Below are 4,205 nucleotides of genomic sequence, written 5' to 3' on the forward strand. Positions count from 1 at the left end.
AGATGGTACTTTATTAAATCGTGATGATTCTATAAAATATTTTATTGAGGACCAATATGAACGATTAAAGAGTAAAATTGGGTTTATTCGTAAGGAATCATTCATGAAACGATTTATTGAATTGGATCATAAGGGATACGTATGGAAAGACAAAGTGTATAAACAATTAATTGATGAATTTGATATAACTAAAATTAGCCAAGAAGAATTGCTAGTAGATTATAAAGAAAACTTTAAAAATAATTGCGTCCCGTTTCCAAATCTACATTTTATGTTAAAAAAATTACAACAAAATAAAATGAGCCTAGGGATAATTACAAACGGAAAAGGACAGTTCCAAATGGATAATATTAAAGCTCTAGGAATTAACAGTTATTTTGAAACTATATTAGTATCTGAATGGGAGGGTATTAAAAAACCTAACCCTGAAATCTTCAAAAGAGCAGTGAATCAACTAAATGTCTTTCCACACGAATGTATCTTTATTGGCGATCATCCAGAAAATGATGTGAAAGCTGCAAAATATTTGGGAATGAAAGGGATTTGGAAGAAAGATCAATTTTGGTATGAAGTGGAGGCAGATTTTATTATAGAAGATTTAGCAGAATTAGCTCTAATCGTTCAACAATTAAACACAGAAAAAACGATTTAAATGTAGTTTTTTTATTTTATGAAAAGATAGTAGAAAGTAAATAATGTTTGATTTAAAGAGAAACAAGGACTTTATCTCTATCAGTACACGTAATTTTTTTAATACATTCAAGAGGTGTAATTTATGGAGCAAGAATTAATAAAAATATTTGATAAACATCGAAATCAAATTGGGATTACTAGTCGTGATTTAGTGCATGAAAAAGGTTATTGGCATGAAACATTTCATTGTTGGTTATTACAAAAAGAAAATGATAGAAATTATATCTATCTCCAAATACGTAGTGATAAAAAAAAGGATTTTCCTAGTTTAATTGACATTACTGCAGCAGGGCATATTATTGCAAATGAGACAATCGACGACGGCATAAGGGAAGTAAATGAAGAACTAGGTTTGAACGTTACGATTGAAGATTTAGAATACTTAGGTATTATTGATGATTGTATTATTTCGGAATTGTTCATTGATAAAGAGTTTGGACATGTCTATGTGTATCGCTTAAAAGAAAAGGCACCAAAATTTAATCTTCAGAAGGAAGAAGTTTCAGGAATTGTAAGAACTGAATTTACAAACTTTTATGATTTCTGTATTGGAAATACACATAAACTAACCGTTGAGGGATACACGATTAATGATTTAGGAAATGAAGATGCCATCGTTAAAAATATTACAAAAAAAGAATTTGTACCACATCAAGATACATATTTCAGTACACTAGCGACTCTAATAAATGATATTTTATAGTGGTTTAAGTGGTCATACAAAAAGTAAATAGTATAATAGAAGTTAGTTATCATTAGACGATAAAAATGCATTAAGTACATGTATACTTTACGTAGTTACATGTAGATGTTAATAGATGGTAACTGGCAAATGTTATTCCATCAAGGTACTATAAAGACAGCAAAATAAAAAATCATTTAACTAAATAAAAACCATTGATAATTGATGGTTTTTTATTTTGACTATAAAAATATATAATAGGCTTTTAGATAAACACTTTAAAGGAGGATTGACAATGTTAGCAGTAATAGAAAAAGTGGATAATGGCTATATCGCTCGTTATGACCTTCCGTTGAAACATTCAGTAAATAAAGTTTGGTCTGCTTTAACACAGAATGATCAATTGAAACATTGGATGTCAAATCTTCAAGTGGAAGTGCTTGGGATTAAAGGGAATATTAGATTTAATTATAACGATGGTTCAGGGAATTTTTTGAACATGAAAATTACAGATTTTAAAGAAAGTTCATTACTTGAATTTGAATGGGGTGAAGGTAGAGTTCGTTTTGAAGTAATCCCCATGTCAGCAGATAGTTTATTAGTATTGAAGGAATATCTTCCTACATTAAATGATCATACTCCAAAAGATTTAGCGGGATGGCACGTATGTTTACATATGCTGTCCGCTTTGCTTGACGGTAATATTATGGAGTTTCCGAAGGATGAATGGGAGCAGTGGTATGAAAAGTATATGAACTCTTTAAATCAAATAAAAAATGATTTTTAAAGTTTATATTTATAATTAAAAATGAAGTGTATTCCCATTGTTAGATTTTGTCAAACAATGGGAATGCACTTCAATACTGATTAACAATATTTGTTTTATTAAAACATTACTTAAATTTCTTTATTTCTTCAGAAACTACCATAGCTAAATCGTCATTCCCAAACATTGAAAGGACACCTAATAAGGTTTCGTTTGCGATTTCACCAGCTTCATTTTTCGGTACAGTTAAAGAAATAGCATCTTTTAAAGCATAATTAGCAGATTGCTTAGGATATGCGCGTAAATAGATTTCTTCAGGGTTTAAGTGATGATTTACACACCATTGTGCAAAGATAAGTATCATCATTTTCTCATCGCTCTGGAAGTTATGAATGATTTGTTCTTCTAATTCTTTCTTATTCATTGTAGCTCTCCTTCAATTTATTCGTATCAATAGTATAGCGGATTATTTGTTATGATTACTACTAATTAGATATAAAAGCTATGAACAGATTAGAATTGGTTTTGTATTATACAATTATAAATATGAAAATTAATAGAACATCCCTTAACATCATTATTGTTCAGGTATAGCAAATAAAAATAAGTTTTGGTATGATGAATAATACAGTGAAAATTTACTTAGTGGCTGTTTTTTTGTAACAACCATTGATGATTAATCGCTTCAATGGAGTGTTTTTGGGACATTATATTATTGTCCGTTAAATGCTTAATAGAAGTAAGGATTCTAAATAGAGGTGGATAAAAGTGATAGTAAAGACAGAAGAGGATCTTAGAGGCCTTAAAGAAATTGGGCAAATTGTGGCGACAATAAGAGAAGAAATGGTTAAAGCGACAAAACCTAATATTACAACACTTGAACTTGATGAATTAGCAGGTGCTTTGTTTGAAAAATATGGTGCTATTTCTGCGCCAAAAAATGAAGTGGACTTTCCAGGATATACATGTATTTGTGTAAATGAAGAAGTGGCTCATGGTATTCCAGGTAAACGAGTTATTAAAGAGGGTGACCTAGTTAACATAGATGTTTCTGCTTCTAAGAATGGTTACTTTGCAGATACAGGTATTTCTTTTGTTGTTGGCGAAGGTGATCCAAAACTACATGCATTATGCTCAGCTGCAGAGAAAGTTTTCGAAGCTGGTTTAAAGAAATTTAAAGTAGGTTCTAAGTTAAATGGTGTTGGTAAAGCTGTGTACAACACTGCCAAACAAAATGGATATACTGTAATTAAAAATTTAACTGGTCATGGTGTGGGAACAGCGCTTCATGAAGCACCAGATCATATATTAAATTACTATGATCCTCAAGATAATGCTCTTTTTAAAGAAGGAATGGTAATTGCATTTGAACCATTCGTTTCAACAAATGCGGAAGAAGTATTTACAGCAGATGACGGCTGGACATTTACAACGAAAGATAAAAGCTTTGTTGTACAGATCGAACATACATTGATTGTTACTAAGAATGGACCGGTTATTATTACTGGAGAAACATTTTAAACTAAAAGGTTTCATAAAAGCACAAATCGAATGAGATTTGTGCTTTTATTTTTGGGGTTGTCATTTATGTATCGTATTTAGCGGTATAATAATTACAAAAGATATAATTTTCTGGATACTTAGCGCATTCATATATTTTCTGAAGAAGAAAGAGGTGTTTATAAAATGGGTCACTATCAAAAGTTTTACTTTGAAATTCAATGTACCGCTTGCAAGAAAATGTTCAATGTTGAAGAAGGCGAACGAGGTTACCATAACTTTAAAGAGGATCGTGAATTTAGATATTTTTGTAATGAATGTAAGGAAGATATTGAAAAGGAAGCTTTGTTAAACCTAATTTATAAACAAAGAAAAGAATATTTCTAAAATCTTTGTCTCCTAAATTTTTTCGATAAAAGATGTATTCTCATGGGCTTCTTTCAATTTCAAATGAAGCTTTTATTTATAAAGTAGCTAAATAGAAGTGATATGTTAGTTTTTCTAATTACATAAAAATAAAATCGATCCTTCTTTTTTATGGCTTTTATTTTCGATGAAGTATGT

At 30.1% G+C, this 4,205-nt stretch carries 6 protein-coding genes; 5 read left to right on the forward strand and 1 reads right to left on the reverse strand.

Going from position 1 to position 4,205, the window contains the following annotated elements; genetic code table 11:
* The 3 genes from V7014_RS26750 to V7014_RS26760 all read left to right on the forward strand — a co-directional run.
* Positions 1–652: HAD family hydrolase (locus tag V7014_RS26750; protein ID WP_335512098.1), on the forward strand; the 652-nt coding region annotated here is incomplete at its 5' end.
* Positions 653–775: 123 nt separating this feature from the next.
* Positions 776–1,396, forward strand: a complete 621-nt coding sequence (locus V7014_RS26755) for an NUDIX hydrolase (protein WP_335512099.1) — start codon at positions 776–778, stop codon at positions 1,394–1,396.
* A gap of 274 nt (positions 1,397–1,670) precedes the next feature.
* Complete coding sequence (locus V7014_RS26760) at positions 1,671–2,162, forward strand: SRPBCC family protein (RefSeq protein ID WP_335512100.1); 492 nt, start codon at positions 1,671–1,673, stop codon at positions 2,160–2,162.
* 106 nt (positions 2,163–2,268) lie between these two features.
* Here the strand turns inward: V7014_RS26760 and V7014_RS26765 are convergent, their stop codons facing one another.
* On the reverse strand, positions 2,269–2,565 hold the full coding sequence (locus tag V7014_RS26765) for a hypothetical protein (RefSeq protein WP_335512103.1): 297 nt from the start codon (positions 2,563–2,565) through the stop codon (positions 2,269–2,271).
* 344 nt (positions 2,566–2,909) lie between these two features.
* Between V7014_RS26765 and map the strand changes: the two genes are divergently transcribed.
* Together map and V7014_RS26775 are read left to right on the forward strand one after the other, a co-directional pair.
* Entirely contained in the window at positions 2,910–3,662 is a 753-nt protein-coding gene (gene map, locus V7014_RS26770) for a type I methionyl aminopeptidase (RefSeq protein WP_335512105.1), read from the forward strand.
* A gap of 165 nt (positions 3,663–3,827) precedes the next feature.
* Positions 3,828–4,028, forward strand: coding sequence for a hypothetical protein (locus tag V7014_RS26775; protein ID WP_335512107.1), 201 nt, complete (start codon positions 3,828–3,830; stop codon positions 4,026–4,028).
* Positions 4,029–4,205: the final 177 nt, after the last annotated feature.

This window comes from Bacillus sp. JJ722 (genome assembly GCF_036963345.1).
Lineage (GTDB): Bacteria > Bacillota > Bacilli > Bacillales > DSM-1321 > Bacillus_AD.